Consider the following 1531-nt stretch of genomic DNA (forward strand, 5'->3'; position numbering starts at 1 on the left):
CGCGCGCTGCGCATCGGCCAGTGCCGCCTCGCGGTCGGCGCGGCCTTCGCCGGGCAGCCGGTAACGCAGCACGAACAGGGTCATCCCGCCCTGTTCGACGAACGCCGGCACCAGCGCGGTGCCCTCCTTGTCCAGCACCACCCGCTGGTAGCCGCCACCGGGGATCACCAGCAGCGCGCTGCCGTTGGGCCGGGCCGGTCGGTAGGCCACCAGATAGGGCGCGCTGACATGGTCGATATAGCGGTCCGGCAGCGCCGGATCGGTGCTGCGCTCGACGATGCGCGGTGCTTGCGGCAGCGGCTTGTCTCCCGGTGGCACCTCCTGTGACCACAGCGCGATCCGGTCGGCCGATCCCGGCTCCGGTTCGGTGGCCGCGGCCAGTCCCGGAATTGACCACAGAAAAGCCAGAACAGTCGCAAGACGCTTTGAATGCAAGGGTTTGGGGAGTTTCCGGTTCGGCATCGAGGGAGGCATGCAAGGAGGGAACGGGCGGGTCTGGTGCACTGCACATTGCCAGATGACACCGGTTTACCATATACAGCCAGTCACGGCACTGTCGATGCGCGGTGCAGCAAAGCCATCAGGAGACTCACTTGAGCAACGACCAGGACAGCCAGGACCCGCAGACCGCAGGGCTGGACGCTATTGCCCGCAGCTTTGTCGATGCCCGCCGCAGCGGCGCATCGCTTCCGGACTTCCCGGGCGAGATCCCGGAGGATCTGGTCACCGCCTACCGGGTGCAGGACTTGGCCATCGCCCGCTGGGACGATGCGGTGGTGGGCTGGAAGGTCGGTTTCATCGCGCCGGAGCGCCGCGATGGGTCCGGTGACGAGCGCCTGCTGGGCCCGGTGTTCTCGCGCCATCTCTGGAATGCTACCGGTGGCATCAACGACATTCCGGTGTTTTCCGGCGCCGGCGGTTTTGCCGCGGTCGAGGCCGAGTACGTGCTGCAGCTGCAGGCCGATGCCCCGGCAGACAAGCTGGAGTGGACGCCGGAGGAAGCGGCGGCGTTGCCGGCACGGATGTTCATCGGCGTGGAAGTGGCCAGCAGCCCGCTGGCCACGATCAACCAGCTCGGCCCGCGGGTGGTGGTGTCGGATTTCGGCAACAACAATGGCCTGGTGCTGGCGGCGGAGATTCCCGACTGGACGGCGCTGGACGAATCGCAGCTGCGTGCCAGCACCGAGATCGACGGTGAGGTGGTCGGCACCGGCGGCGCGGGTAACCTGCCCGGAGGGCTGCGCGCGGCCTATGCGTTCGCGCTGTCGCGTTCGGCCAGGCGCGGGCGGCCGCTGAAGAAGGGCGAGCTGATCGCCACCGGCAATGCCACCGGCATCCATGACATCGCGGTGGGCCAGCAGGCGGTGATCCGCTTTGAAGGCCATGGCGATATTTCCTGCAAGGCTGTGGCGGCCGGCTGACCGGTCCGTACAGCGGGTACGCGCGGAGGGCGCAATGATCACTCGCAGAGGTTTTCTCACCACCGGCCTGGGCGCGCTGGCCGCGCCGCTGCTGGGGGCGTGTTCGGCCG

The 1531-nt window shown here is 68.3% G+C and carries 1 protein-coding gene and 1 pseudogene; one reads left to right on the forward strand and one right to left on the reverse strand.

Features of this window, described 5'->3' with window-relative positions; translation table 11 throughout:
* Positions 1-462: pseudogene (locus JCM9942_RS15690) on the reverse strand (alpha/beta hydrolase); the annotation flags it as partial.
* A gap of 131 nt (positions 463-593) precedes the next feature.
* Between JCM9942_RS15690 and JCM9942_RS15695 the strand changes: the two are divergent.
* Entirely contained in the window at positions 594-1421 is an 828-nt protein-coding gene (locus JCM9942_RS15695; protein ID WP_054660792.1) for a 2-keto-4-pentenoate hydratase, read from the forward strand.
* Positions 1422-1531: the final 110 nt, after the last annotated feature.

It is taken from the genome of Stenotrophomonas pictorum JCM 9942, assembly GCF_001310775.1.
GTDB classification, from domain to species: domain Bacteria; phylum Pseudomonadota; class Gammaproteobacteria; order Xanthomonadales; family Xanthomonadaceae; genus Stenotrophomonas; species Stenotrophomonas pictorum.